This window comes from Curtobacterium pusillum (genome assembly GCF_007673235.1).
GTDB classification, from domain to species: Bacteria; Actinomycetota; Actinomycetes; order Actinomycetales; family Microbacteriaceae; genus Curtobacterium; species Curtobacterium pusillum_C.
Window position 1 is genome coordinate 465,347 of the sequence record NZ_VDZH01000003.1, and the last position, 22,324, is coordinate 487,670.

Genomic DNA, 22,324 nt, shown 5'->3' on the forward strand with positions numbered 1-22,324 from the left:
CGACTACAAAGAACCTGCTGCAAAGAAGTACTTGCAAAGAGTTCTTTGCAGTCGTACTCTCGAGGCATGGCCCCCGAAGCACGCGTCCTCGACCTCCCGTCGATGAAGGCGCTCAACCATCCACTGCGCACCGAGCTCTTCAACGAGCTCGCCGCGCACGGTCCGGCGACGGCCACCACCCTCGCCGAACGGGTCGGGGAGTCAACCGGCTCGACCAGTTACCACCTCCGCCAACTCGAGAAGCACGGCTTCATAGAGGAGGTCGAGGGCCGCGGCAACGGCCGTGAGCGCTGGTGGCGCCGGGTCCCCGTCGCCGTGCACTCCGGTGGCACGACCGGTCCGCAGTCGCCCGCGGGCATCGCGGCCGCGAGACTGCTGGCGAACGGGTCGAACGAGTTCTCCGAGCAGCTGATCCGCGAGTTCCTCGCGCGCGACCAGGAGACGCTCGACCCCGCCTGGCGCGATGCGAGCGAGTTCTCCACCGCGATCATGCGGCTCACCCCGGACGAGGTCGTCGAACTCACCGACGGCATCCACGCCCTCATCGACACATTCCGCACCCGGCATGTGCTCGACGACACCACGGTCGAGGGCACCGAACGTGTCTTCCTCCGCCTCGCAGCACTGCCCGTCCTCGACGACGAAGAGCAAGGATCATGAGCGCAGCACTCCACCTCACCGACGTCGGCCCGCTCGAACGGGCCGCCCACCGCATCGGCACGGCACTGCTCCGCTGGAGCGAGTCACGTGCCGCCCGGGTCGAGTTCCGGTCCGGGCCCGTCACGGCCCCCGACCGCACGACAGCACGCCTCGCCTTCGAGCAGCGCACCGCCCTGGAGGCACGCCACCGGCACTGGGACACGCTCACCGCCGACGCACCCCGGGTCCGCTGACCGCGGTCGGGCCCGACGGGTCGGCCTCAGCCGCCGACGCAGAACGACTCGACGGCGACGTGCACACCGTCGGGCCCGCCGCCGAGTCGCATCCGCTCGACGGCGGCATCGGCCCGGAGCGGCATGACGAGGTCGGTCCCCATGGCCCGGTCGACCGCGGCGTAGCCCGCCGACTCCCAGCCGGCCAGCACGCGCGGAGCGAGGTCCTGCGGCCGCACGCTCGGCAGCACGAGCGCCCCGGTCCACCGCCGCCCCTCGCCGTCGCACCGTTCCTCCGTCAGGACCACGGGTGGCGATTCCGCTCGCGCCGGGGTCGGCGAGGAAAGGTCGTCGAGCGGACCGGCCCAGCGGATCGTGTCGTCGAGCAGTGTGCGGGTGCCGTTCTGGACCACGGCGGCGTCGAGGCTCGTCGAGGTCACCGGCGTCGGCCCCGGCCACTCGGGCTCCGGCGTCCGCGCCGGGGCGGACGACGTCGCATACCCGGGTCGGGACAGCAGCGACGCATCCGGCAGGCCGCTGCCCGCGAAGAGTGGACCGATCGCGATCGCGCCCGTCAGTGCGACCGCGACGACGGCGTCCGCCGGCCAGGTGGTCATGATCGACGGGAGCTCGGCCTCGGGGATCCCCCGGTGTCGTCGCCACCGCAGCGTCAGCGAGGCGGTCAGGAACGCCGCACCCGCCAGCACGACGGGGAGTTCGACGAACAGCGGGAGGACACCGAGCCCGACGGCCCACCAGGTCGCCGGGAGCGCGGTCGCGACCGCCATCGTGCCGTAGGCCGCGACGAGCAGACCGGTCTCACGCTCAGGGAGCCGCTCGTGGTAACCCGTCCTGCGGGTTGCGATCCAGACGGCCGCAGCCACGGCGTTGACGGCGACCCCGATCCGACCGAACTCGAGGCCGACGAACTGCCCGAACCCCCACCCGACGATCGTGTCGGGGTACGGGCCGTCGAGCTCGTACCGCGTGTGCCCGTACAGGTGCAGCAGCACGAGCACGCCGCCGATGCCGAGCAGGAAGAGCGCCCACGACCACCTCGGGACACCGAGGCGCCTGAGGGCCGCGGCGGCGAAGAGCACTGCGGCGGGCATCAGCAGGAGCAGCGCCGTGCCGGCCGCTGCGTCGAAGGCGTCGGGGTCCACGTCGCGACGCTACGAGTCCGACCTCGGCGCGGCAGAGTCAGGACGGAGGACTACGTCCGACGGCCCATCGGGATCGGCTCCTCGGCGAGGACGACCTCGGGGTCCATCGGGATCGCGCCCTGGATGCGCGGGTCGCCGTCGACCCAGTCGACCGGGACGCCCGTGGCCTCCAGCCCCGCGACACTGAGGTCGATGCGGAGCAGGGGGATCGACAGGTCGCCGAACCGTTCGGTGACGACGGCGCCGACCCGCTCGGGGAGGGTCGCCCGGACGTAGCCGCCCGGCTCGAGCGGCACGCCACGCGTCGCCACCTCGTATTCGCCGAACCCGCGGCTCATCTCCCAGTCGTCGGCGATCGCCACGTGGCACACGACGTCGGTCATGGATCCTCCTCGCTAATGACACGTGACCGTATCATTACCGAGTAGGCTGGGATCGTGACGAAGCGAGGACGACCGACCGCCGACGAACGTGCCGCCCGGGACGAGCGGGTCCTCGACGTCGCGACCGACCTGTTCCTGTCGCACGGCTTCGCAGGTGTGACGCTCGACCGGGTAGCTGCCGACGCCGGGGTCACGAAGCGGACCCTCTACGTCTCCGTCGGGGACAAGCACGCGCTGCTCCGCGCCGTCGTCCGCCGGCAGCACACCTACGCCGAGGAGCCGACGGGTGACCTCGAATCGACCGCCGCGGGGATCGCGCGTGCGCTGCTGACCGATCGGGCCGTCGCGCTCCACCGTCTGGTGATCGCGGAGGCCGGACGGTCCCCGGAGCTGGCGCGGGAGTTCCACGAGGCCGGCCCGCTCGCGGCGCAGGCAGCCCTCGTCCGGGCCGGCGCGACCCCGGAGACCGCCGCGGAGCTCTTCACGCTGCTGCTCGGGGAACTCCACCGCGAGCGGCTGCTCGGCCTGGCACCGGAGCCGACGGCCGACCAGGTCGCGGCGCGCGCCTCGCGGGCCGTCGCGCTGCTCTCGACGTGACCCGCTGACGGACGGGAGGCGCGTGGCAGGTCCCCACGCGCCTCCAGGCCGTCACTCGGGGAGCGGCTCCGCGTACGTGCGGAAGTCGCCGCGCTCGGTGTGGATCGCCCACAGGCGGTCCGCGATCGACTCGCCGGAGTGGTCCGGCTGCCCGTCGTCGATCCCGAACGGGATGATGAGCTGCCCGACGTGCACCTGCTCGTCGCGGACCGCGTCGTGCAGGAGCTGCGCGTAGGCGCTCTCGCCCGCGAAGGCGACGGACGTGCCGGTGACCCGCGCGCCCGGGCGGACGGCACTGCCGCCGTTCACGAACAGGATCGTGCCGCGGCCGATCGCACGCATGCCCGGCAGGACCTGGCGGACCGCGTTGACCGAGCCGTAGACCGAGAACTCGATCGGGCCGACCAGGTCCTCCGCCGTGGTCTCGAGCACCGGACGCATGTACTCCTTCGCGGGCAGCGGGCTGTACTGCAGCACCTCGATCGGGCCGAGCTGCTCGGTGGCACGCTCGAGCGCGCCGCGGAGCGAGTCACCGTCCCGGACGTTCGCGGCGAACCCGGCAGCGGTGAGGCCCTGCTCCCGCAACGACGCGGCGAGGCCGTCGAGGCGGTCCTGGTTGCGGGAGACGAGGGCGATCGAGAAGCCCTCGCGGCCGAAGCGTTCGGCGACGGCGAGGCCGAGGCCCTTGCCGGCTCCGACGATGGCGATGGTGGTCATGACGTGGTCCTTCCGGTTGTGACGGCGTCCTGCTCGTGCTCGGACCCGACGGTAGGCCGCGCAGCGCACCGGAGAGGGGTGCGGACAGGGCCACCCAGCGGATTCCCGATCACGCCGAGTGTGATCGACGCACGAACCGGGAGGAACACCGTGCACACGACCCCTCGACCACACCGCACCTGGGCGGCCCTCGGAGCGGCCGCCGTCACCGCACTCGTGCTGACGGCGTGCACGGACGACGGGGCACGGACGCTGCGGGGCACCGCGTCCGCGTCCACGGTCCCGACGGCCCCGGCAGCCGGGGTCCTCGCGCCGGGCGGTGAGACCTCCGACATCGCCACCGGCCTCGACGCCCCGTGGTCGGTGGTCCGCACGGGCGACGGGGTCGACGCCCTGGTCAGCGAACGCGACTCGGCGAAGGTGCTCGAGCTGACCGCGCCGGGGAAGACACGGGAGGTCGGCACGGTCGCGGGCGTCACCGGAGGCGGCGAGGGCGGACTGCTCGGGCTGGCGATGCACGACGGCGACCTGTTCGTGTACTCCACCGCCGAGGACGGCAACCGCATCCAGCGCTACGACCTCACCGGCAGCGCGGGGTCCTACGCGCTCGGCGACGCGACGACGATCATCGACGGGTTGCCGTCCAACAGCTTCCACAACGGCGGCCGCATCGCGTTCGGCCCGGACGGCATGCTCTACGCGAGCGTCGGCGACGCCGGCACGGGGTCGGACGCACAGGACCGCGACTCGCTCGCCGGCAAGATCCTCCGGCTCACCCCGGACGGCGACGTCCCCGGCGCGAACCCGTTCCCCGGATCCCCGGTGTGGAGCCTGGGACACCGGAACGTGCAGGGCATGGGCTGGACCGCGGACGGCACGATGTTCGCGTCCGAGTTCGGGCAGGACACCTGGGACGAGTTGAACGTCATCGAGCAGGGCAAGGACTACGGCTGGCCCGAGGTCGAGGGCAAGGGCGGCGAGGACCAGGGGTTCGTGGACCCAGTGCAGCAGTGGTCCACCGACGACGCATCGCCGAGCGGCCTCGCGGTCATCGGTGACACGGTGTTCGTGGCGAACCTGCGCGGCGAGGTCGTCCGGGCGATCCCGGCGTCGTCACCCGCGGAGTCCGCCGAGTACTTCACGGGGGACTTCGGCCGCATCCGGACCGTGCTGGAGGGGCCGGAGGGGTCGCTCTGGTTCGTCACGAACAACACCGACGGCCGCGGCGACCCCGCCGAGGGCGACGACCGGATCGTGTCGGTGCCGCTCGCCTGACCAGACCTCCGCTGGCAGGTACGGACGGCCCCTCCTTCGCTGCGGCCGGTCGCCGTACCGTGGAGGACATGGACACGAGAGACGAAGTCCGCGACTTCCTCCGCACCCGCCGGGAGCGCGTCACGCCGGAGCAGGTCGGTCTGCCCGACTTCGGCGGCGCCCGGCGCGTGAAGGGCCTCCGCCGCGAGGAGCTCGCCCTCGTCGCGGGCATGAGCGTCGACTACTACATCCGGCTCGAGCGGGGGAACCTCACCGGGGTGTCCGAGAGCGTGCTCGAGTCGCTGTCCCGTGCCCTCCGCCTCGACGACGCCGAGCACGCCCACCTGTTCGACCTCGCCCGTGCGCAGAACGCCTCGGCGACGACGCGGCGGCGGACCCCCACTTCGAAGGTCCGGCCGAACGTGCAACGGGTGCTCGACTCGATGACCGCACCCGCCTGGGTGCGGAACGGCCGTTCGGACTTCCTCGCCGGCAACGCCCTCGCCCGCGCGCTCTACGCACCGCTCTTCCTCGAACCGTCCGGGACACCGAACACCGCACGCTTCGCCTTCCTCGACCCCCGCGGCCGGGAGTACTGGCGCGACTGGGACGGCGTGACCGGTGACATGGTCGCCGTGCTCCGTGCCGAGGCCGCCCGATCGCCGTACGACAAGGGCCTCACCGACCTCATCGGGGAGCTCTCGACCCGCAGCGAGGAGTTCCGGCAGCGCTGGGCCGCGCACGACGTGATGCGGCACCGCACCGGCACGAAGCTGCTCCACCACCCGGAGGTCGGCGACCTCGACCTCACCTACGAGACGATGGAACTGGTCACCGACACGGGGCTGACGCTCATCGTCTACGGCGCCGAGCCCGGCTCCCCGTCCGAGGAACGCCTGCAGCTGCTCGCCAACCTCACCGCGACCGAGGCGGCGAGCGCCGCGGAGGCGTCCACCGCCGAAGCCGCGGGTTCCGCTGCCGTGACCACCGCGGAGGACGCATGAGCGAGACCGACTCGATCCGCACCGCCCGCCCGGCGGAACCGCTCTCGTTCTTCGGACGGATCAGGTTCCGCCTGCACGCCGAACGCGAGATCGACGAACTCACCCGCGACCACGCCCGTGAGGACCGCATCCGCGCCGAGGCAGCCGTCCGCCTGGCCCCGGGGCCGTGGCACCTCGGCGAGCTCTTCCGGCGCCGTCCGTGAGCGACCGCACGGGGATGACGCCCGCGCGGACCCTGCTCTTCGCGATCGCCGGGGGCGCGGCGGTCGGCAACCTGTACTGGGCACAACCGCTGCTCGACGAGATCGCGTCGTCGCTCGGGACCTCCGCAGCGGTCGCCGGGCTGCTCGTCACGCTGACCCAGGTCGGGTACGCGCTCGGCATCCTCCTCGTGGTGCCGCTCGGCGACGTCCTCGACCGGCGCAGGCTGGTCCCCGGGGTGCTCGTCGCGTCCGCGGTCACGCTGCTGTTCGCCGCCGTCGCGCCGTCGTTCGCCGTGCTCCTGGTGGCACTCGCACTCGTCGGTCTCACCACCGTCGCGGGCCAGCTCCTCATCCCGCTCGCCGGCGACCTCGCCGATCCCGCGTCCCGCGGGCGGGTGGTGGGGACCATCGCGTCGGGCGTCCTCACGGGCATCCTGGTCTCGCGGACGGTGAGCGGGCTCGTCGCGGACGCGTTCGGCTGGCGGACGATCTACGTGGTCGCCGCCGTCGCCGCCCTGGTCTTCGCCGTGCTGCTCCGACGGGCGATCCCCGAGCTGGACCGACGCGATCGCGTGCGGTACCCGGCGCTCATCGCCTCGGTGTTCCGTGCCGTCGCCGCGCACCGCTCCGTGCGCGTGACCCTCGTCATCAGCTCGGCGGTGTTCGCCGTCTTCACGATGTTCTGGACGGCGTTGACGTTCCTGCTCAGCGCGGAGCCGTTCGGGTACTCGACGAGTGCGATCGGGCTCGTCGGTCTGGCTGGGCTCGCCGGAGCGGTCGCAGCGCAGCGGGTCGGTCGGCTCCACGACCGCGGGGTCTCGGTGCCGGTGACCGGCGCGACGATCGCCCTCGTGCTCGTCTCGCTCGTGGTCGCCGGGCTCGGGTCGCGGTCGATCGTGGTGGTCCTCGTCGCCGTCGTACTGCTGGACGTCGGTGTGCAGGCGACGAACGTCCTCAACCAGACGCGGCTCTTCGCGATCGACCCGGCAGCGCGGAGCCGCCTCAACACCGCGTTCGTCACCGGGAACTTCGTCGGCGGAGCGATCGGGTCCGCACTCGCCTCGGTCCTGTGGAACGCCGGCGGGTGGACCGCGGTCACCGTGGGCGGCGCGGTGCTGGTCGGGTTCGCGCTGACGGTCTGGGCGGTCCACCGCCGACGTGGCTTGGTGGTGCGCACCGCGCACTGACGCGCGGATGGTGCGATGCACGGACTGGAGGCACGGGGCGGGCTGGCACCGTGCCTCCAGTCCGTCCCGTGTCAGCGCCGGCGAGCCGACGCGAGGAGCGTGTGCTGACCGTAGCTGTCGTCATCGGGGTTGATCGTCACGCCGGGTGCGACGACCTCGTCGACGCGGTCGAGCACCTCGGCGCTCAGGACCCGATCGGCAGCCGGCAGCTGGGACTCCAACTGCTCCATCGTGCGGGGACCGATGATCGCGCTCGTGACGCCGGGGTGGGTGATCGCCCACGCCAGTGCCAGCTCGATGAGCGACATGTCCTGCGACTCGGCGAGCAGTGCGAGCTCCTCGACGACGTCGAGCTTCCGCTGGTTCGCGGGTGTCGACATGTCGAACCGGGCGGCCGGGCGGTGCTTCGCGGTCGGGGTGCCCGGGGCGTCCTTGCGCCACCGCCCGCTCAGCCACCCGCCGGCGAGCGGGCTGTACACGAGGGTGCCCATGCCGTACCGCTGGGCGGTGGGGAGCACGTCCTGCTCGATGCCGCGCACGAGGATCGAGTACGGCGGCTGCTCGGTGCGGAAGCGCTCGAGGCCGCGACGCTCGGAGACCCACTGCGCCTCGACGATCTCGGCCCCGGAGTACGACGACGAGCCGATGTTCCGGACCTTGCCCTGGCGGACGAGGTCGGTGAGGGCGCCCAGGGTCTCCTCGACGTCCATCGACGGCGAGGGCCGGTGCACCTGGTACAGGTCGATGTGGTCCGTGCCGAGACGACGGAGGGAGTCCTCGACCTCCCGGATGATCCAGCGGCGCGATCCCCCCGAGCGGTTCGGTCCGTCGCCCATCGGCATGAAGAACTTCGTGGCGAGCACGACGTCGTCTCGGCGACCCTTGAGCGCCTTGCCGACGATCTCCTCCGAGACGCCGTCCGAGTAGACGTCGGCGGTGTCGACGAAGTTGATGCCCGCGTCGAGTGCGCGGTGGATGATCCGGATCGAGTCGTCGACGTCGGCGTTCGCCCACGGGCCGAACATCATCGTGCCCAGCGCGAGCGGGCTCACCTCGACGCCGGTGCGTCCGAGCTGGCGGTACTCCATGGTGTCCTCTCCGTGCCGGTCTCGTCCGACCGGCACGGTTGCCACGGTAGGTCGACGGGCGTGCCGGAAAGGGGTGAGGACCGTACCTCCCTCGCGCCCGGACCCACCCGTAGCGTCGAGGCATGAGCATCACCGAGACCGATCCCGAGTTCGCCCAGTACTCCGCCGCCTTCGTCGAGGAGACGCTGCGGCACGCATCGCTGGGTGACCACGACCGACTCGTGGTGCAGCTCGGCGCGGTCGTGGCCGTCGGTGCGCACGGGACGTTCCGGGAGCTGCTCGGCTCGGCGCTCGACGGGCCGGTCACTCCGGTCGAGGCGAAGGAGGTCGTGTACCAGGCGGTCGCCTACGTCGGGTTCGCGCGTGCTGGGGACTTCCTCGGGATCGTCAACGAGACCCTCACCGCGCGGGGCGTCGAACTGCCCCTGCCCGGTCAGTCGACGAGCACCCCGGAGGACCGGCTCGAGCGCGGCCGGGAGGTCCAGGGCGCCGTCGTCGGCACCGAGCGCCTCGACGCGATGTACGACAACGCGACGCCGGACACCCTGCACTTCCAGCGGTTCCTGACCGGCAACTGCTTCGGCGACACCGTGGGTCGCGCGGGCCTCGACCTGCGGACGCGGGAGCTCCTGACGTTCGCGGTGCTCGTCGCGCTCGGCGGGGCGGACGCCCAGGTGCGCGGGCACGTGGCTGGGAACCTGCAGGTCGGGAACACCCGCGCGGACCTGCTCGACGTGCTCACCGTGCTGGTGCCCTGGATCGGGTACCCCCGCACGCTCAACGGCCTGGCCGCGGTGAACGAGGGCGCGCCCGCCGCCTGACGGTCAGATGGCGAGTTCCACGTCGTGGCCGTTGACGGTCACGATGATCCGGGGGTTCTGCGCGCCGGTCGCGGTGATGTAGCTCCGGAGCGTGGAGAGCAGCATGTCCTCTCGACGCTCCATCTGCGACACCGCGCCCTGGCTGATCCCGAGTTCGTGAGCGATCTCGGCCTGCGTCCGCTTGCCGGCTTCCCGCACCATCGCGAGGCTCATCGCGTGGACGCGGTCCAACTCGTCGCCCTCGGCGTCGAGCGCCTCGACGGCCTCCGCCATGCCCGGTCGCCGGAGCAGCCGCTCGAGGCGGTCGTTCCCGCGTACGAAGTCCTTCTCGCCCATCACGCTTCCTTCGCTTCGTCGACCCATCGGTCGATCAATCGGTCGGCCCGGATGCCCACCGAGTCGTAGAACACGTCGCCCATCGAGGCCTTGTCTCCCGAGAACAGCGTGACGACCACTCGATCCGCACCCGGCGGGAACCAGCAGATCAGCCGCAGCGCGATTCCTTCGACGTACGGGTGCGAGACCCGCCAGACGACGTGCTGCTTCGACTGCCGGACTCGCTTGATCATCGCCGTGTCCTGCACGGGCACCGCGTCCAGATCCGCCAACCGTTTGAGCATGAAGGTGAGGAGCTCGAGCTGTAGATTAGTCAGGACTGATATTAGCTGCAACTGATCACGGTCGCAAGCACAACTGGGTCGCGGTCAGGCGATGAGGGGCCGCGCGACGTCGACCTCGCCGTACTCGACGAGCCAGCGGACCGCGTCGAGCACCGTCGCCTCGGCCGTGTACGCCGGTTCGTAGCCCAGCAGCCGGCGCGGCTTCTCGGTGCTGAACACCTGGCTGCGCGACAGGTGCTCCCAGCTGGCACCGGCGTGCTCCGGAGCCGTGCTCTCGCGGAACCGGTCCCACGTGACGGACTCGAGCCGCGCCTCCTGGCCGAACCACGACGCCGCGAGGTGGGCGTACCCGCGCACCGTGAGCGCTGTCGAGGCCGTGACGAAGAAGTCCTCGCCCGCCGCGGCCTCCCGGTGCTCGACCGCCAGTTGGAACGCCTGAGCGACGTCGTCGGCGTGCACGTGCGCCATGGTCTCGGCGCCGAGGCCCGGGACCTCGAGCGTCTCGCCGGCGGCCAGCCTCGACCAGGCCGACGGGTCGAGGTTCCCGAGCGGACCGATCGGCGCCCAGCCCGGACCGCTGATGTGCCCGGGGTGCAGCGAGGTCGTTACGACACCACCGTCGGCGGTCTCACGCTTGAGCATCCGGGTGATGGCGTCCTTCTGGGTACCGTACTCACCGAAGGGCTCGGTGGCGTTCTCCTCAGTGATCGGCAGGACGTGCGAGACCCCGGCACGCCAGATCGACCCGCAGTGCACCAGGTGCGTGCCGCTCCCGCGGAGGGCGGCGACGAGGGCTTCGGCGGACGACAGGGTGAAGCAGACGAGGTCGACGACGGCGTCTGCTCGGAGTCCGGCGATGCGGGCACCGAACGTGCCGTCGCGGTCCTCCTGCTCGCGGTCCGCGGTAACCCGCTCGACCTGGGCCCACTCGGGGGAGTCGGCGTAGGCGGAGCGGGTCCCGCGGCTCACGGCGATGACCTCGTGCCCGGCGCGGACGAGGCGGGGGACGAGGAACGTGCCGATGTGGCCGGTGGCTCCGATGACGACGATACGCATGCCGCTCACCGTAGGCGCACCGGGCCGGGTGTCGAGCAGGAACGGGCTGCTAGGCGACGACGGCGCGCATGGCAGCCTCGGTCGCGGCCGCGAGCTCCTCGGCCGGCCGGGCCAGCAGCCCTTTCACGAAGCGGGAGTCCTCGTCGGCCAGGACCTCGAACACACCGGCGGCGACGCCGTCGAGGGCCTGGGCAACGACGTCCTCCGGACGGGACTTCGGCACGTCGAAGCGGGCACCCATCGCGGTGTCGACCATGCCGACGATGAGCCCGGTGACCGAGGTGCCCTGCGCGGCCAGTTCGACCCGGAGGCCGTTGGTCGCGGACCACGCGGCTGCCTTCGACGCGGCGTAGACGGTGGGGATCGGGGTCCACGCGGCGAGTGACAGCACGTTCAGCACGGCCCCACCACCGTTCGCGGCGAGGACCGGCGCGAACGCAGCGGACATCCGGATGGTGCCGAAGGTGTTCGTCGCGAAGACCTGCTCGAGCGACTCGTCCGACGGCGCTGCGATCGAGCCGTCCGTGGCGGGCGCGATGCCGGCGTTGTTCACGAGGAGGTCGACGTCGGAAGCCGTCTCGGCTGCCGCAGTGATCGACGACGGATCGGTGAGGTCGAGGACGAGCGGCTGCACGCGGTCATCCTCCCACTGCCGTGGGGAACGGGCAGCGGCGTACACCCGGCGTGCGCCGCGCTCGAGTGCCTGCCGGACGAACTCCGTCCCGAGGCCCCCGTTCGCGCCGGTGACGAGCACGGTTCGGTTCTCGAGCTGGTTGGACATGATCACTCCTGCGGTTAGACTGACGGAAACGGGGAAGGTCCCCGGATCATTATGTGGGGAGTGTCCCCACATCCGTCAAGCCAGGAGTTGCATGCGTGCCGACGCACAGCGGAACCGTGACGCGATCCTCACGGCGGCTCGAGAACTCTTCGACGCCGAGGGCATCCTCGCGCCCATCGACGGGATCGCCACCCGGGCCGGAGTCGGCAACGCGACGCTCTACCGGAACTTCCCGACGCGCGACGACCTGCTCGCCGCAGTGATGGACGACAGTGTGCGCGCGATCATCGACGAGTCCGCCGACCTCGACGATGTCGATCCCGCCTCCGCGCTGCGCGAGTGGATGTTCCGGCTCACCTGGCAGCTCCGCGTGTGGCAGAACCTCCCGACCTGCATCGCCGACGCCATCGAGGACGAGGACTCGCCCGTCCGGACGATGTGCGCACGGCTGACCGGACGGACCGCGGAACTCCTCGACCGAGCCCGCGCAGCGGCGGCCGCCTCGAATGTCGACGCCAGCGCAGTCTTCGAGCTGTTGACCACGGTGTCGTGGGGTGTCGACCGGTTCGGGGACGACGAGCAGCGAGCACGGGAGCGTGTGCAGCTGGCGACGGCAGGGGTCCTCGCCGCCGGCTGACCGGCGGGCCGAGCGCCAGCGGCGACACCCCGCCCGACGGTGGTCAGGCGGTGATGACCTTCACGGAACCGGCGATGGTCGCGGCGTCCTCGGCGAGCGCGACGACCGGGTCCGGGAGCCGGGTGGTCGCACCGACGAGCTTGCGCGCACCCCAGCCGACGAAGCTGCCGACGATCGCGCCGACGCCGCCGAGGATCGCACCCTCGATGCGGAGGTCCCGCTTGCCCGTCGTCCCGAGCGCGGCACCGGCGAGTGCACCTGAGGCCACCCGGCCGATCAGACCGGCGGGGGAGATGCGGTTCGGGGTCCCGGGCAGCTTGTCCCCGATGAGCTCACCCACGGCGGAGGCGACGAGTACGCCACGGCCGATCGGGGTGCTGAACACCTTCCAGTCCTGCCACGACCCCTTCAGCGAGGAACGGTCGTGGTTCAGCGCCATGACGGCGAGCGGGGTCGCGCTCCGGCCACCACTGAGGATGCCCAGCGCCAGGGTGCGGACCAGGGTGTGCTGCTCGTTCTTCTTGCTCATCGGTTCTCCTGTCGAGTCCGTTCGGAACCTACTCTTGCGCTCCTGGTACTCAGCGTTACTATGTACTGGTAGTCAACGACACTGAGTACCGGCGCCATGACCGGCGCCATGACCGGCAGCACGACCGGCACCACGACATCGACAGCAGGAGGCACGCATGCCCAAGCAGGAGACCGAGATGCTCAAGGGCATCCTCGAGGGGATCGTCCTCGCCGTGCTCGTCGGCCGACCGGCCCACGGGTACGAGATCACGGCCTCGCTCCGGGAGCAGGGCTTCACCGACATCGCCGAGGGCACCGTCTACGCCCTGCTCGTCCGCATCGAGCAGCGCGGCCTCGTAGACGTCGAGAAGGTCCCCTCGGAGAAGGGCCCGCCCCGCAAGGTGTTCACCCTGAACGCCCGCGGGCAGGAGCAACTCGACGACTTCTGGCAGGCATGGGCCTTCCTCTCCGAGCGGCTCGACCACCTCAAGCACACCACCACCAGCACGAACGGACAGGACTGACCATGGGGATCTCGATCTCGGACATCACGACCAAGCTCATCGGCGACAAGAAGCGCTGGAAGCAGTACAAGGCCCGCACGGCAGCGCTGCCGACGAGTCACCGCACCGCCATCGACGGCATCGAGCGGTACCTGATGTACACCGGCCCGAACGACGGCGAGCAGCTCATGCGCATGCTCGACGACCTCGCCGACCTGTTCGAGCAGAGCGCCGCCGACGGCACGAGCGTCCGCGCGGTGGTCGGCGACGACCCGATCGCCTTCGCCGAGGAGTTCAAGGCGAACTACGGCATCGGCTCGTGGCTCAGCAAGGAGCAGCAGCGCCTCGTCGACGCGATCGACAAGGCCGACAGGGAACGAGACCCCTCGTGACCGCGGCGATCCGGGTCCGGGGGCTCGAGAAGTCCTTCGGTGACCTGCACGTCCTGCGTGGCGTCGACCTCGACGTCGAGGCCGGCTCCGTGGTCGCCCTGCTCGGTTCGAACGGCGCGGGCAAGACCACCACGATCCGGATCCTCGCGACGCTGGCGAAGGCCACGGCCGGCACGGCGTCGGTCGCGGGACACGACGTGGCCGCGGAACCCGGTGCGGTCCGCGAGTCGATCAGCCTCACCGGGCAGTTCGCCGCAGTCGACGAGGTCCTGACGGGTCGCGAGAACCTCGTCCTCGTCGCCCGGCTCCGGCACCTGCCGCACGCCGGCACCATCGCCGACGACCTGCTCGCCCGGTTCTCCCTCACCGAGGCGGGGTCGCGTCGTGCCGGGACCTACTCGGGCGGGATGCGTCGACGGCTCGACATCGCGATGAGCCTGATCGGGGACCCGGCCGTGGTGTTCCTCGACGAACCGACGACCGGCCTCGACCCAGAGGCACGCATCGAGGTCTGGGACGCCGTCCGCGCCCTCGCCGCCAGCGGCACCACCGTGCTGCTCACCACGCAGTACCTGGACGAGGCCGAGCACCTCGCCGACCGCATCGCCATCCTGCACGAGGGTCGCATCATCGCCGACGGCACCCTCGCCGAACTCCAGCGACTGCTCCCGCCCGCGAAGGTCGAGTACGTCGAGAAGCAACCCACGCTCGAGGACGTCTTCCTCGCAGTCATCGGCCACGAGAAGGAGGTCGCGTGATGTCCGCCCACCCGATCCACGACACCGCCGTCCTGACCGGGCGCTCCCTGAAGCACGTGCTCCGGAGCCCCGACACGATCATCACCACCGCCGTGATGCCCATCGCGTTCCTGCTGCTGTTCGTCTACGTCTTCGGCGGCGCGATCGAGACCGGGAGCACTTCGTACGTCGACTACCTGCTGCCGGGGATCCTGCTCATCACGGTGGCGTCCGGGGTGGCGTACACGTCCTACCGGCTGTTCCTCGACCTGCAGGCCGGGATCGACGAACGCTTCCGGTCGATGCCGATCGTGCGCGCGGCGTCGCTGTGGGCGCACGTGCTGACGTCCCTCGTCGCCAACCTGGTGTCGGTGACGGTGGTCGTCGGGGTCGCCCTGCTCATGGGGTTCCGGAGCAGTGCGGGCGTCGGTGCGTGGCTCGCGGTGCTCGGGATCCTCGTCCTGTTCACCCTGGCGCTCACCTGGATCGCGGTCGTGGCGGGGCTGTCGGCGAAGTCGGTGGACGGCGCGAGCGCGTTCTCGTACCCGCTGATCTTCCTGCCGTTCATCAGCTCGGCGTTCGTGCCGACGGACACCATGCCCGGTCCGGTCCGCTGGTTCGCAGAGCACCAGCCGGTCACGTCCATCGTGAACTCGATCCGTGCGCTGTTCGCGGGGCAGGCACCCGAGTCCGACCTGTGGGTCGCGTCGGCCTGGTGCGTCGGGATCCTGCTCGTCGCCTTCGGCGCCGCGACCCTGGTGCAGCGCCGGCGGGTCGGCTGACGCGACCAACAGACGGACTGGAGGCGCGGTGCCAGCTCGCACCGCGCCTCCAGTCCGATGATGGTCACCTGCAGACCGCCACCCGGTCTGCTGAGGCGCCGCGAGTAGCGTCCGCCGCATGAGCAACGTCATCCTCTTCGGCGGCCACGGCAAGGTCGCACTCCTCGCCACCCGGATCCTCGCCGACCGCGGCCACACCGTCACCTCGGTCATCCGCGACCCCGACCAGGCCGACGAGATCCGCGCCCACGGCGGCGAGCCGCACGTCGCGGACATCCAGCAGCAGACCCTCACCGACTTCGCCGAACTCATCCACGGGCACGACGCCGTCGTGTGGTCCGCGGGTGCCGGCGGGGGATCCGCCGACCGGACGTGGGCGATCGACCGTGATGCCGCCGTGCTGTCCGTCCAGGGAGCCGCGAAGGCCGGCGTCGACCGGTACGTGATGGTGTCCTGGTCCGGATCGGTCCTCGACCACGGGGTCCCGCAGGACAACGACTTCTTCGCGTACGCGCAGTCGAAGATGATCGCCGACGCCGTCCTCCGTGACTCGGGGCTGCGGTGGACCGTCGTCGCACCGAGCACCCTCACCGACGACGAGCCCACCGGCTCGGTCGACTGGGACGGGTCCTCGACCGAGGTGCCGCGCGGGGACGTCGCGCACGTCGTGGCGGACGCGGTCGAGAGCGACGAGACCGTCGGGAAGACCATCCGCTTCAACACCGGCTCGACCCCGATCGCCGACTTCCTCCGCTCGGCGGGCTGAGCACCGTGGCACGCAACCGCGACCCCTACCGCGGCCGGCTCGCCGTCGTCACCGGTGCGAGCGGCGGCATCGGCGAGTCCCTGGCGGAGGGCCTCGCGGCGGGCGGAGCCGACCTCGTGCTCGTCGCCCGCTCGGCCGACCGCCTCGAGACCGTGGCGGGTCGTCTCCGCTCGCGTCACGGTGTCTCGGTGCGGGTACTGCCGGCGGACCTCGCGACCGGTCCCGGCGTCGACTCGGTGATCGAGGCGCTGCAGGGCACACGGGTCGACGTCCTCGTCGCGAACGCCGGTGTCGGGTGGCACGGCTCCTTCGCGGAGCAGCCCGACGACGGCATCGTCCAGCAGATCGCCCTCAACGAGACCGCGGTGGTGCGGCTCGTCCGCGCGTTCCTCCCCGGGATGACCGCGCGCCGGGTGGGCGGCGTGATGACGGTCGCGTCGACGGCGTCCTTCCAGCCGACACCGCACATGGCGCTCTACGGTGCGACGAAGGCGTTCGTGCTCTCGTTCACCGAGGCGCTGTGGGAGGAGACCCGGGGCTCCGGCGTCCGGGTCCTCGCGCTCTGTCCAGGCCCGACGTCGACCGGATTCTTCGAGGCTGCCGGCGGCGGGTCCTTCCTGGAGGGCGGACGGCAGACCGCGGACGAGGTCGCACGGGTCGGGCTCGAGGCGTTCGCGCGGAACGGGGGTCCGACGGTGGTTTCCGGTGCCCGGAACGCCGTGATGGCCAGCGCGCACCGGTTCGTGCCGCGGGGGCTGATGGCGCGCATGTCCGCGATGGTGATGCGATGACGAACCCGACGGTCCTCTTCGTGCACGGCGCGCTCGTCCGCGACGGTGCGTGGTGGTGGGGCCCGACGGCCGACCTCCTCCGGGAACGCACCGGCATCGAGAGCCGAGCGGTCGCGTTGCCGTCCTGCGGCGAGACCGAGGCGGCCGGTGGCCTGACCGAGGACGCCGCGGCGCTGCGCCGAGCACTCGACGAGGTGCCCGAGGCGCTCCTCGTGGGCCACTCCTACGGCGGGACCGTCATCGCCGAGGCCGGCCCGCACCCCGCCGTGTCGCACCTCCTGCTCGTGTCGTCCTACCTGCCGCCGGTCGGGTCGTCGCAGGGTTCGATCATGTCCGGCGAGCCGGACCCCGTCGCGGTCCGCCAGGACGACGACGGACGCATCGTCGTCGACGGGTACGACGCGGACTCGTTCGGAGCACGGTTCCTGCAGGACGCCGACGAGGCCACCCGCCGCGAGGCCTGGAGCCGCGTCACCTCGCAGGACGTCCGAGCGTTCGGGACGCCGACGACCGCGGCCGGGTGGACGGACGTGGACTCCACGGCGATCGTGTGCGGTGACGACCGATCGACCACGGTCGCCCTGCAGCGGCAGCACGCCGAACGGGCCACGCGCGCCGTCGAGCTGCCGACCGGGCACCACCCGTTCATCAGTCGACCGGACCTCGTCGTCGAGCAGCTCGAGGCGTTCCTGGTCTGACCGGGCGCGCCGGCAGGTCGTTCCACACATCGGCCCAGACCGACTCGAAGTCGACCGGTCGGAGGTCCCCGGCCCGGAGTGCGCGCTCCGTGACGGCCAACGCGTCGAGGGAACGCCGGAGCAGCCGGACGTCCCCGTGGACCTCGGGCCGGCCGTTGCCGTGGAACGTCGTCACGGTGACCGAGCGGACACCGGGTCGCAGCCGCCGGGTCGCTCGGGCGAGCGTCGCGAACCCACCCCCGTACACGAGCACCGCCGCCAGGGTGCCGATGACCGGCGACCCGGCGAGCGCCGCCATCACCGCGACGGCGAGGAGCGCCCCGACGCCCGGCCACGTCGACCACGCCCGCAGCCGCGCACGTTCGCTCCGCGTGGTGCCGGGCGGGAAGACGACCAGGGTGCGGCTGCTCCACATCGTGCGACCCACAGGGCGTGCCGAGCAGCTGCCCCAGACGTGCGGTCCGTCGACCACTCGGGCGCGCAGGTCCGCTCCGGTCCGGTGCCACGTGGCGTGGCTCACCGCGACACCTCGGCCCGCACGGGCTCGACGACGTCACGGTGCCGGATCGCCGAGACGCAGGGGAAGCAGAGCAGGTCGCCCTCCCGGACGTCCGCGGGCAACGGTGCCGGCAGCCGGTGGAAGGGTTCGCCGTCCGTTCCGTCGTACGGCGTGACCACGGAGGTCCGGGTCGGCGCGGCCGTGCTGACCCGTCCGATCAACCGCACCTGGTCGAGCACGGCGAACGGGGGCAGCACGGCGTCGAGCTCGAGGAGTACCAGACCGGTCCGCGGTCGACGGACCCGGAGGACCGAGGCGACGGCGACGCTCACGTCGCGCGGCGTCCACGAGCGCGGTCGGTAGCGGGGCGGCGCCTGCTCGGCGGTGTGCACGCACGGGGTGCCGGTCAGTCCGGCGAGCCGCACCATCGACACGGCGGCGACCAGGACGTCGTCGGTGGTGGTCTCGGTGTGGGCCGGCCAGAGGGCGGGGTCCATCGGTTCCGGGAGGGACGCGCGGAGCGTCGGGAGGATCGCTGTGAGGGTCACACCGACACGATCCGTCCGGGAGCCGGCCCGGGGAACGGGTCCTGACGGACTCCTCACGCCCCGGTGCCGACTCCGTGCGGCGCCCTGACGGCTCAGGCGAACTGGGCGTAGAAGCGCTCGGGCTCGTGCGCGAGCGACGCCTTCACCATCGCGCTCCAGTCGTCCACCACGACCTCGGCCGCACCACGCTCGACCCCGTCGAGTGCAGCCCGCGCGGCCTCCGCCGGGTCGATCATCGGGCCCTCGTACCCGGCCATGATGTCGGTGTCGGCCGCGCCGAGGTGGAGGCCCTGCACCGTGATGCCCTTCGCGGTGAGTTCGAGTCGGGCGGCGTTCGTCATGTTCCACTCCGCGGCCTTCGCCGCTGCGTACCCGCCGGAGCCCGGGTAGGCGAACCACGACAGCGCCGACAGCACGTTCACGATCCCGCCGCCGCCGTTCCGTTCGATGACCGGCGCGAAGGCCCGGACCATCCCCAGGTTGCCCCAGAAGTGCGTGTCCATCTCGCGTCGGACGTCGTCCAGGGGGTCCGTGAGCAGGGAGCCGGTCGTCGCGATCCCCGCGTTGTTGACCAGCAGCGTGACGTCCGACGCCGCGGCGGCAGCGGCGGCGATCGACGCCTGGTCGGTGATGTCCAGCGGCAGGACCTCGACGCCCTCGATGTCGACGAGCTCGGGGCGGCGGGCGGTGGCGTAGACCTTGGCCGCTCCGCGTTCGAGCAGCTGCAGCACGAAGCGTCGTCCGATGCCGCGGTTCGAGCCCGTGACGAGTGCGACCGATCCAGCGATGTCCATGGTGTTCCTCCTGCCGGGCGGGCACTTCCCGCGGCGGCTCGGCTACGCTAAGACCTGACATCCATGTGAGGTGCAAGGAGGAATCGTGCGCATCGGAGACCTCGCCGCCGCGACCGGGGCCAGCGTCCGCTCACTGCGGTACTACGAGGAGCAGGGCCTGCTCGTCGCGACCCGCACGCCGAGCGGGCAGCGCGTGTACGGCGCACCCGCGGTCGAACGCGTGCAGCTCGTCCAGCAGCTCTTCGCCGCCGGGCTGCCCAGCCGGACCATCGTGCAACTGCTGCCCTGCGTCGACTCCGGTCGGGCGACCCCGGAGTCCTTTGCGCTGCTGGTGTCCGAGCGCGACCGGATCACGGCACAGCTGGCCGAACTCGAGGCCGCACGGGAACGGCTCGACGAGGTCATCGCGATCAGCGAGCACCCGACGCCCGAGCACTGCCCGGCGCTCCGGGAGCCCCAGCCGCAGGCGCAGGCGCAGGCGGCCTGACGATCAGCCGAGCACGGCGCTCGCGATCTGCCGTGCCGCCTGCTCGGCCGTCGTGTTCGTCGTGTCGACCACCTCGGCCTCGTCGTGCAACCACGTCCGCGCTGCCTCGGCGTAGGGCTCGACCCGACTGAACCGGAACGTCGACGGACCCATGTCGGTGTCGTTCCGGATCCGATCGCGCAACGTGTCCGTGTCGGTGTGCAGCACGAAGTGCCGCACCGGGATGCCGTGCCCCGCCAGGCCGTCCGCGATCTCCCGCCAGTACCGCTCGACCAGGACGGTCTGCGGCATGATCAACGTCCCGCCCGCGTACTGCAGGACCTGCTGGGCGGTCTCCACGACGAGCGGCCGCCACGGGTCCCAGTGCTGGAAGTCGTCCGTCGCGCGCAGGGTCGGCCGGATGTCCATCAGGGTCTCGCCGACCTTCTCGGGGTCGAGGACCCGGGCGCCCGGCAGCAGCGGCTGCAGCAGACGACTCGTGGTGGTCTTGCCGACGCCGTGGGTGCCGTTGAGCCAGACGATCATGCGTCCAGTGTGCCCGGGCCGTCGACCTCGAGGTGCGCGTAGTCGGGCAGGTCGATCGCGTCCGCCGGGGGCGTGGAGAACCGGTCCCCGAGCCGTCCGATCAGCGGCGTGGAAGCGACGCGCACCGCCGCTCCGAACGCCGCGATGCCGAGCCGGGACTTCGGGTTCGCGACGCGCGGGGTACCCGGCGGCAGCTGCTGCGCCTGCGCGACGTACGGGCGCATGATCCGCTCGTACCCACGGAGGGCGTCCCGGTGGTCGACGTGCGCCGCGAGTTCGCCGGCGAGGACGTACGCGCCGGTGAGGGACAGGCTCGTGCCCATCCCGCTGACCGGGGAGGCGCAGTACGCCGCGTCGCCGACCAGGGCCACGCGACCGTCCGACCACCGCGGCGCGTGCACCTGGCCGATCGACTCGGAGTACAGGTCGTCGGACCGGTCGAAGCCCTCGAGGACCCGACGCGCCTCCCACCCGGCGTCGGCGAAGAGCGCGTGCAGCCGGCGGCGCTGGGCGTCGAGGTCGCGGCGCTCCGATCCCGCCCGTTCGCGCTTCCGGTCCGTCACGATCGACATCGCCGCACGGATCGTGCCGTGTGCGTCTGGTCGGAGCGTGATCGACCGGCCGCCCGGGGCGTTGTACCAACGCCACCAGTCGTCGTCGGCGGCGGTCCGGGGGATCGTGCCGTAGGTCGTCTCGAGACCGAGCGACCGGATCTCGGGTTCGTCGCCGAACACGAGCCGCCGGGTGCTCGACCCGATGCCGTCCGCGGCGACGACCAGGTCGAGCCGCTCGTCGGGGGCGGTCTCGAACGACACCGTGACGCCGTCGTCGTCCTGGTCGATCCCCGTGATCCGGTCGCCGTAGCGGTACTCGGTGACGCCGGTGGTCCGGTCGACGAGCAGGCGCGCGAGGTCGCCGCGCAGGACCTCGAGCTCCGCGGTGGCCCCGCCGGAGTCGGACGTGCCCGCCGGGAACTCGGCGACGGTCCTGCCGCGCGGGCCGACGAAGCGTGTGCCGACCTCACCCGTCGTCGCCGCCCGGATGTCGTCCTCGACGCCCATGCGCCGCGCGACCTCGCGCCCGGCGCCGCGGACGTCGACGTTCTGGCCGCCGGTCCGGAGTGCCGGTGCACGCTCGACGACCACCGTCCGGTAGCCGTAGCGGTGGAGCCAGTACGCCAGTGCGGGTCCGGCGATGCTCGCGCCGGAGATCAGGACGCGTCCACGGTCGGTGCGCTGCATCATTCCTCAGATCCTTGATTACCAATGATATTGGCAATGTACACGGTTACCATGGAAGCCGTGCCGCACGAGGACCAGCCGGGGCAGCCCCGACGAGACCGCGACGACCGCCGCGACCGCGAGTCCGCCCGCCGCGACGGTCGGCCGCTCCCCGACGACGACATCCGTTCCCGCGTGCAGCAGGTCGCGGTCCGGCAGCAGCGGTTCGAACGGCACCTGGCGCGGGCGCTCGAGGTCGACGCGATGGGCCTCGAGGCGATGGACCACCTCATCGCGACCGGGCCGGCGACGCCGACCGAACTGGCCCGCCGACTCGAGATCTCGACCGCCGCGATGACGCTCGTGCTGAACCGGTTGGAGACCGCAGGGCACGTCCGCCGCGACCGCCACCCGAGCGACGGACGGAAGCTCGTGGTCACCGCCGCCGAACGCTCCTCCGACCGCGCGTACGACCTCGTACTGCCGTTGATCGACGGGATCGAGGACCTCGTGGACGGCATGGACGCCGGCCAGCGGGCCGCCGTCGAGACCTTCCTGGACCGGCTGATCGCGATCTACGACGACGCGACCGGTTGACGGAGAGGAGGCGCGTGGCGGCGCCGCCACGCGCCTCCAGGCCGTCGGTGGTCGCGACTACCGTTCGAGAGGTCACCACTGGAAGGGACAAC

Annotated in this window: 32 protein-coding genes; 18 read left to right on the forward strand and 14 right to left on the reverse strand. The window is 71.7% G+C overall.

All coding sequences use genetic code 11. The features are described 5' to 3' along the window. Positions 1–66: 66 nt before the first annotated feature. Positions 67–660 carry an ArsR/SmtB family transcription factor gene (locus tag FS532_RS10645; RefSeq protein ID WP_144753728.1) on the forward strand — a complete coding sequence of 198 codons (594 nt, stop codon included), beginning with the start codon at positions 67–69 and terminating at the stop codon, positions 658–660. Continuing rightward, the gene (locus FS532_RS10650; protein WP_144753731.1) at positions 657–893 is read left to right on the forward strand and encodes a hypothetical protein; all 237 of its coding nucleotides are present in this window, start codon (positions 657–659) and stop codon (positions 891–893) included. Before FS532_RS10645 ends, FS532_RS10650 begins: the two co-directional genes overlap by 4 nt. A gap of 26 nt (positions 894–919) precedes the next feature. On the opposite strand, the gene FS532_RS10655 is transcribed toward FS532_RS10650, so the two are convergent. Further along, on the reverse strand, positions 920–2,035 hold the full coding sequence (locus FS532_RS10655) for a hypothetical protein (protein ID WP_144753734.1): 1,116 nt from the start codon (positions 2,033–2,035) through the stop codon (positions 920–922). 50 nt (positions 2,036–2,085) lie between these two features. Further along, positions 2,086–2,418 (reverse strand): DUF952 domain-containing protein, encoded by a 333-nt coding sequence (locus tag FS532_RS10660; protein WP_144753736.1) that lies wholly within the window; start codon positions 2,416–2,418, stop codon positions 2,086–2,088. Between the two features lie 54 nt (positions 2,419–2,472). Between FS532_RS10660 and FS532_RS10665 the strand changes: the two genes are divergently transcribed. Beyond that, a complete protein-coding gene (locus FS532_RS10665) occupies positions 2,473–3,015 on the forward strand; it encodes a TetR/AcrR family transcriptional regulator (protein ID WP_222121973.1) in 543 nt (180 codons plus the stop codon). Positions 3,016–3,066: 51 nt separating this feature from the next. Here the strand turns inward: FS532_RS10665 and FS532_RS10670 are convergent, their stop codons facing one another. Next, the gene (locus FS532_RS10670) at positions 3,067–3,732 is read right to left on the reverse strand and encodes an SDR family NAD(P)-dependent oxidoreductase (protein WP_144753741.1); all 666 of its coding nucleotides are present in this window, start codon (positions 3,730–3,732) and stop codon (positions 3,067–3,069) included. 150 nt (positions 3,733–3,882) lie between these two features. Here FS532_RS10670 and FS532_RS10675 point away from each other — a divergent pair, with 150 nt between their 5' ends. From FS532_RS10675 to FS532_RS10690, 4 genes are all read left to right on the forward strand, one after another. After that, positions 3,883–5,007, forward strand: a complete 1,125-nt coding sequence (locus FS532_RS10675; RefSeq protein WP_144753744.1) for a PQQ-dependent sugar dehydrogenase — start codon at positions 3,883–3,885, stop codon at positions 5,005–5,007. Positions 5,008–5,075: 68 nt separating this feature from the next. Further along, complete coding sequence (locus tag FS532_RS10680) at positions 5,076–5,990, forward strand: helix-turn-helix transcriptional regulator (RefSeq protein ID WP_144753747.1); 915 nt, start codon at positions 5,076–5,078, stop codon at positions 5,988–5,990. Beyond that, positions 5,987–6,193, forward strand: coding sequence for a hypothetical protein (locus FS532_RS10685; RefSeq protein ID WP_144753750.1), 207 nt, complete (start codon positions 5,987–5,989; stop codon positions 6,191–6,193). The genes FS532_RS10680 and FS532_RS10685 overlap by 4 nt, the downstream gene beginning before the upstream one ends. Next, positions 6,190–7,380 carry an MFS transporter gene (locus FS532_RS10690; RefSeq protein ID WP_260852642.1) on the forward strand — a complete coding sequence of 397 codons (1,191 nt, stop codon included), beginning with the start codon at positions 6,190–6,192 and terminating at the stop codon, positions 7,378–7,380. The genes FS532_RS10685 and FS532_RS10690 overlap by 4 nt, the downstream gene beginning before the upstream one ends. A gap of 71 nt (positions 7,381–7,451) precedes the next feature. Here FS532_RS10690 and FS532_RS10695 read toward each other — a convergent pair whose 3' ends face one another. After that, a complete protein-coding gene (locus FS532_RS10695; protein WP_144754304.1) occupies positions 7,452–8,468 on the reverse strand; it encodes an aldo/keto reductase in 1,017 nt (338 codons plus the stop codon). A gap of 122 nt (positions 8,469–8,590) precedes the next feature. Here FS532_RS10695 and FS532_RS10700 point away from each other — a divergent pair, with 122 nt between their 5' ends. Further along, entirely contained in the window at positions 8,591–9,289 is a 699-nt protein-coding gene (locus FS532_RS10700; RefSeq protein ID WP_144753753.1) for a carboxymuconolactone decarboxylase family protein, read from the forward strand. 3 nt (positions 9,290–9,292) lie between these two features. Here FS532_RS10700 and FS532_RS10705 read toward each other — a convergent pair whose 3' ends face one another. The 4 genes from FS532_RS10705 to FS532_RS10720 form a co-directional block, all read right to left on the reverse strand. Next, complete coding sequence (locus FS532_RS10705) at positions 9,293–9,625, reverse strand: helix-turn-helix domain-containing protein (RefSeq protein WP_144753756.1); 333 nt, start codon at positions 9,623–9,625, stop codon at positions 9,293–9,295. Beyond that, positions 9,625–9,897 carry a hypothetical protein gene (locus FS532_RS10710; RefSeq protein ID WP_222121974.1) on the reverse strand — a complete coding sequence of 91 codons (273 nt, stop codon included), beginning with the start codon at positions 9,895–9,897 and terminating at the stop codon, positions 9,625–9,627. The genes FS532_RS10705 and FS532_RS10710 overlap by 1 nt, the downstream gene beginning before the upstream one ends. Positions 9,898–9,993: 96 nt before the next feature. Next, complete coding sequence (locus FS532_RS10715) at positions 9,994–10,965, reverse strand: NAD-dependent epimerase/dehydratase family protein (RefSeq protein WP_144753762.1); 972 nt, start codon at positions 10,963–10,965, stop codon at positions 9,994–9,996. A 49-nt stretch (positions 10,966–11,014) separates the two neighbouring features. Next, the gene (locus FS532_RS10720) at positions 11,015–11,746 is read right to left on the reverse strand and encodes an SDR family oxidoreductase (protein ID WP_144753765.1); all 732 of its coding nucleotides are present in this window, start codon (positions 11,744–11,746) and stop codon (positions 11,015–11,017) included. A gap of 91 nt (positions 11,747–11,837) precedes the next feature. Here FS532_RS10720 and FS532_RS10725 point away from each other — a divergent pair, with 91 nt between their 5' ends. Beyond that, entirely contained in the window at positions 11,838–12,383 is a 546-nt protein-coding gene (locus FS532_RS10725) for a TetR/AcrR family transcriptional regulator (RefSeq protein WP_144753768.1), read from the forward strand. A 43-nt stretch (positions 12,384–12,426) separates the two neighbouring features. Here FS532_RS10725 and FS532_RS10730 read toward each other — a convergent pair whose 3' ends face one another. Then, positions 12,427–12,912, reverse strand: a complete 486-nt coding sequence (locus FS532_RS10730; RefSeq protein WP_144753771.1) for a DUF4126 family protein — start codon at positions 12,910–12,912, stop codon at positions 12,427–12,429. Between the two features lie 157 nt (positions 12,913–13,069). Between FS532_RS10730 and FS532_RS10735 the strand changes: the two genes are divergently transcribed. The 7 genes from FS532_RS10735 (at position 13,070) to FS532_RS10765 (ending at position 17,562) form a co-directional block, all read left to right on the forward strand. Then, a complete protein-coding gene (locus FS532_RS10735; RefSeq protein ID WP_097181398.1) occupies positions 13,070–13,417 on the forward strand; it encodes a PadR family transcriptional regulator in 348 nt (115 codons plus the stop codon). A gap of 2 nt (positions 13,418–13,419) precedes the next feature. After that, the gene (locus FS532_RS10740) at positions 13,420–13,788 is read left to right on the forward strand and encodes a DUF1048 domain-containing protein (RefSeq protein WP_079237533.1); all 369 of its coding nucleotides are present in this window, start codon (positions 13,420–13,422) and stop codon (positions 13,786–13,788) included. Further along, on the forward strand, positions 13,785–14,546 hold the full coding sequence (locus FS532_RS10745; protein ID WP_144753774.1) for an ABC transporter ATP-binding protein: 762 nt from the start codon (positions 13,785–13,787) through the stop codon (positions 14,544–14,546). Before FS532_RS10740 ends, FS532_RS10745 begins: the two co-directional genes overlap by 4 nt. Next, positions 14,546–15,307 (forward strand): ABC transporter permease, encoded by a 762-nt coding sequence (locus FS532_RS10750; protein ID WP_144753777.1) that lies wholly within the window; start codon positions 14,546–14,548, stop codon positions 15,305–15,307. The genes FS532_RS10745 and FS532_RS10750 overlap by 1 nt, the downstream gene beginning before the upstream one ends. 118 nt (positions 15,308–15,425) lie before the next feature. Beyond that, positions 15,426–16,073 carry an SDR family oxidoreductase gene (locus FS532_RS10755; protein ID WP_144753780.1) on the forward strand — a complete coding sequence of 216 codons (648 nt, stop codon included), beginning with the start codon at positions 15,426–15,428 and terminating at the stop codon, positions 16,071–16,073. Positions 16,074–16,078: 5 nt separating this feature from the next. After that, on the forward strand, positions 16,079–16,864 hold the full coding sequence (locus FS532_RS10760; RefSeq protein ID WP_144753783.1) for an SDR family NAD(P)-dependent oxidoreductase: 786 nt from the start codon (positions 16,079–16,081) through the stop codon (positions 16,862–16,864). Next, a complete protein-coding gene (locus FS532_RS10765) occupies positions 16,861–17,562 on the forward strand; it encodes an alpha/beta fold hydrolase (protein ID WP_144753786.1) in 702 nt (233 codons plus the stop codon). Before FS532_RS10760 ends, FS532_RS10765 begins: the two co-directional genes overlap by 4 nt. Here the strand turns inward: FS532_RS10765 and FS532_RS10770 are convergent. The 3 genes from FS532_RS10770 to FS532_RS10780 all read right to left on the reverse strand — a co-directional run bounded on the left by FS532_RS10770 (position 17,513) and on the right by FS532_RS10780 (position 19,403). Further along, a complete protein-coding gene (locus tag FS532_RS10770) occupies positions 17,513–18,082 on the reverse strand; it encodes a DUF6611 family protein (RefSeq protein ID WP_313957235.1) in 570 nt (189 codons plus the stop codon). The two genes, FS532_RS10765 and FS532_RS10770, sit on opposite strands and share 50 nt — an antisense overlap. Then, positions 18,079–18,609 carry a hypothetical protein gene (locus FS532_RS10775; RefSeq protein WP_144753792.1) on the reverse strand — a complete coding sequence of 177 codons (531 nt, stop codon included), beginning with the start codon at positions 18,607–18,609 and terminating at the stop codon, positions 18,079–18,081. Before FS532_RS10775 ends, FS532_RS10770 begins: the two co-directional genes overlap by 4 nt. A gap of 92 nt (positions 18,610–18,701) precedes the next feature. Further along, on the reverse strand, positions 18,702–19,403 hold the full coding sequence (locus FS532_RS10780; RefSeq protein WP_144753795.1) for an SDR family oxidoreductase: 702 nt from the start codon (positions 19,401–19,403) through the stop codon (positions 18,702–18,704). An 85-nt stretch (positions 19,404–19,488) separates the two neighbouring features. Here FS532_RS10780 and FS532_RS10785 point away from each other — a divergent pair, with 85 nt between their 5' ends. Continuing rightward, positions 19,489–19,890, forward strand: a complete 402-nt coding sequence (locus FS532_RS10785) for a MerR family transcriptional regulator (protein WP_144753798.1) — start codon at positions 19,489–19,491, stop codon at positions 19,888–19,890. Between the two features lie 3 nt (positions 19,891–19,893). On the opposite strand, the gene FS532_RS10790 is transcribed toward FS532_RS10785, so the two are convergent. Both FS532_RS10790 and FS532_RS10795 read right to left on the reverse strand, forming a co-directional pair. Beyond that, positions 19,894–20,415: an AAA family ATPase gene (locus FS532_RS10790; protein ID WP_144753801.1), complete on the reverse strand. Its 522-nt coding sequence runs from the start codon at positions 20,413–20,415 to the stop codon at positions 19,894–19,896. Next, on the reverse strand, positions 20,412–21,659 hold the full coding sequence (locus tag FS532_RS10795; protein ID WP_260852643.1) for an FAD-dependent monooxygenase: 1,248 nt from the start codon (positions 21,657–21,659) through the stop codon (positions 20,412–20,414). Before FS532_RS10795 ends, FS532_RS10790 begins: the two co-directional genes overlap by 4 nt. Before the next feature lie 57 nt (positions 21,660–21,716). Here FS532_RS10795 and FS532_RS10800 point away from each other — a divergent pair, with 57 nt between their 5' ends. Beyond that, the gene (locus FS532_RS10800; RefSeq protein ID WP_260852644.1) at positions 21,717–22,232 is read left to right on the forward strand and encodes a MarR family winged helix-turn-helix transcriptional regulator; all 516 of its coding nucleotides are present in this window, start codon (positions 21,717–21,719) and stop codon (positions 22,230–22,232) included. Positions 22,233–22,324 lie beyond the last annotated feature (92 nt).

Excerpts from the sequence above, each read along its gene's own strand:
- FS532_RS10645 (WP_144753728.1), top strand. The coding sequence starts at position 67 with ATGGCCCCCGAAGCACGCGTCCTCGACCTCCCGTCGATGAAGGCGCTC.
- FS532_RS10650 (WP_144753731.1), top strand. The coding sequence starts at position 657 with ATGAGCGCAGCACTCCACCTCACCGACGTCGGCCCGCTCGAACGGGCC.
- FS532_RS10660 (WP_144753736.1), bottom strand. The coding sequence starts at position 2,418 with ATGACCGACGTCGTGTGCCACGTGGCGATCGCCGACGACTGGGAGATG.
- FS532_RS10670 (WP_144753741.1), bottom strand. The coding sequence starts at position 3,732 with ATGACCACCATCGCCATCGTCGGAGCCGGCAAGGGCCTCGGCCTCGCC.
- FS532_RS10680 (WP_144753747.1), top strand. The coding sequence starts at position 5,076 with ATGGACACGAGAGACGAAGTCCGCGACTTCCTCCGCACCCGCCGGGAG.
- FS532_RS10685 (WP_144753750.1), top strand. The coding sequence starts at position 5,987 with ATGAGCGAGACCGACTCGATCCGCACCGCCCGCCCGGCGGAACCGCTC.
- FS532_RS10695 (WP_144754304.1), bottom strand. The coding sequence starts at position 8,468 with ATGGAGTACCGCCAGCTCGGACGCACCGGCGTCGAGGTGAGCCCGCTC.
- FS532_RS10700 (WP_144753753.1), top strand. The coding sequence starts at position 8,591 with ATGAGCATCACCGAGACCGATCCCGAGTTCGCCCAGTACTCCGCCGCC.
- FS532_RS10705 (WP_144753756.1), bottom strand. The coding sequence starts at position 9,625 with ATGGGCGAGAAGGACTTCGTACGCGGGAACGACCGCCTCGAGCGGCTG.
- FS532_RS10715 (WP_144753762.1), bottom strand. The coding sequence starts at position 10,965 with ATGCGTATCGTCGTCATCGGAGCCACCGGCCACATCGGCACGTTCCTC.
- FS532_RS10720 (WP_144753765.1), bottom strand. The coding sequence starts at position 11,746 with ATGTCCAACCAGCTCGAGAACCGAACCGTGCTCGTCACCGGCGCGAAC.
- FS532_RS10725 (WP_144753768.1), top strand. The coding sequence starts at position 11,838 with ATGCGTGCCGACGCACAGCGGAACCGTGACGCGATCCTCACGGCGGCT.
- FS532_RS10730 (WP_144753771.1), bottom strand. The coding sequence starts at position 12,912 with ATGAGCAAGAAGAACGAGCAGCACACCCTGGTCCGCACCCTGGCGCTG.
- FS532_RS10735 (WP_097181398.1), top strand. The coding sequence starts at position 13,070 with ATGCCCAAGCAGGAGACCGAGATGCTCAAGGGCATCCTCGAGGGGATC.
- FS532_RS10740 (WP_079237533.1), top strand. The coding sequence starts at position 13,420 with ATGGGGATCTCGATCTCGGACATCACGACCAAGCTCATCGGCGACAAG.
- FS532_RS10750 (WP_144753777.1), top strand. The coding sequence starts at position 14,546 with ATGTCCGCCCACCCGATCCACGACACCGCCGTCCTGACCGGGCGCTCC.
- FS532_RS10755 (WP_144753780.1), top strand. The coding sequence starts at position 15,426 with ATGAGCAACGTCATCCTCTTCGGCGGCCACGGCAAGGTCGCACTCCTC.
- FS532_RS10765 (WP_144753786.1), top strand. The coding sequence starts at position 16,861 with ATGACGAACCCGACGGTCCTCTTCGTGCACGGCGCGCTCGTCCGCGAC.
- FS532_RS10780 (WP_144753795.1), bottom strand. The coding sequence starts at position 19,403 with ATGGACATCGCTGGATCGGTCGCACTCGTCACGGGCTCGAACCGCGGC.
- FS532_RS10790 (WP_144753801.1), bottom strand. The coding sequence starts at position 20,415 with ATGATCGTCTGGCTCAACGGCACCCACGGCGTCGGCAAGACCACCACG.
- FS532_RS10795 (WP_260852643.1), bottom strand. The coding sequence starts at position 21,659 with ATGATGCAGCGCACCGACCGTGGACGCGTCCTGATCTCCGGCGCGAGC.